The sequence below is a fragment of the Streptomyces sp. NPDC026575 genome (genome assembly GCF_055567415.1).
In genome coordinates this window covers 1-1419 of record NZ_JBVHQM010000063.1, presented here as the reverse complement: position 1 = coordinate 1419, position 1419 = coordinate 1, and the positions used below count along the sequence as shown (strand labels likewise).

The 1419-nt window shown below is 55.5% G+C and carries 1 rRNA gene (only partly in view); it reads left to right on the top strand.

Features of this window, described 5'->3' with window-relative positions:
• A 23S ribosomal RNA gene (locus ACZ4NB_RS38630) occupies positions 1-1398 on the top strand; it begins 1822 nt to the left of the window's first position.
• Positions 1399-1419 lie beyond the last annotated feature (21 nt).

The window sequence follows — 1419 nt, the reverse complement described above, 5'->3', positions numbered from 1 at the left end:
ATAAGTCTGAGACCTGATGCCGAGCCGATTGTGGTGAAGTGGATGATCCTATGCTGTCGAGAAAAGCCTCTAGCGAGTTTCATGGCGGCCCGTACCCTAAACCGACTCAGGTGGTCAGGTAGAGAATACCGAGGCGTTCGGGTGAACTATGGTTAAGGAACTCGGCAAAATGCCCCCGTAACTTCGGGAGAAGGGGGGCCATTTCCGGTGATGAGTCTTGCACTCTGAGCTGGGGGTGGCCGCAGAGACCAGCGAGAAGCGACTGTTTACTAAAAACACAGGTCCGTGCGAAGCCGTAAGGCGATGTATACGGACTGACGCCTGCCCGGTGCTGGAACGTTAAGGGGACCGGTTAGTCACATTTCGGTGTGGCGAAGCTGAGAACTTAAGCGCCAGTAAACGGCGGTGGTAACTATAACCATCCTAAGGTAGCGAAATTCCTTGTCGGGTAAGTTCCGACCTGCACGAATGGCGTAACGACTTCTCGACTGTCTCAACCATAGGCCCGGTGAAATTGCATTACGAGTAAAGATGCTCGTTTCGCGCAGCAGGACGGAAAGACCCCGGGACCTTTACTATAGCTTGATATTGGTGTTCGGTTCGGCTTGTGTAGGATAGGTGGGAGACTTTGAAGCCGTGACGCCAGTCATGGTGGAGTCATTGTTGAAATACCACTCTGGTCGTGCTGGATGTCTAACCTGGGTCCGTGATCCGGATCAGGGACAGTGTCTGGTGGGTAGTTTAACTGGGGCGGTTGCCTCCTAAAGGGTAACGGAGGCGCCCAAAGGTTCCCTCAGCCTGGTTGGCAATCAGGTGTTGAGTGTAAGTGCACAAGGGAGCTTGACTGTGAGACTGACGGGTCGAGCAGGTACGAAAGTAGGGACTAGTGATCCGGCGGTGGCTTGTGGAAGCGCCGTCGCTCAACGGATAAAAGGTACCCCGGGGATAACAGGCTGATCTTCCCCAAGAGTCCATATCGACGGGATGGTTTGGCACCTCGATGTCGGCTCGTCGCATCCTGGGGCTGGAGTCGGTCCCAAGGGTTGGGCTGTTCGCCCATTAAAGCGGTACGCGAGCTGGGTTTAGAACGTCGTGAGACAGTTCGGTCCCTATCCGCTGTGCGCGTAGGAGTCTTGAGAAGGGCTGTCCCTAGTACGAGAGGACCGGGACGGACGAACCTCTGGTGTGCCAGTTGTCCTGCCAAGGGCATGGCTGGTTGGCTACGTTCGGAAAGGATAACCGCTGAAAGCATCTAAGCGGGAAGCCTGCTTCGAGATGAGGGCTCCCACCTCCTTGAGAGGGTAAGGCTCCCAGTAGACGACTGGGTTGATAGGCCAGATATGGAAGCCGGGTAACCGGTGGAGTTGACTGGTACTAATAGGCCGAGGGCTTGTCCTCAGTTGCTCGCGTCCACTGTGT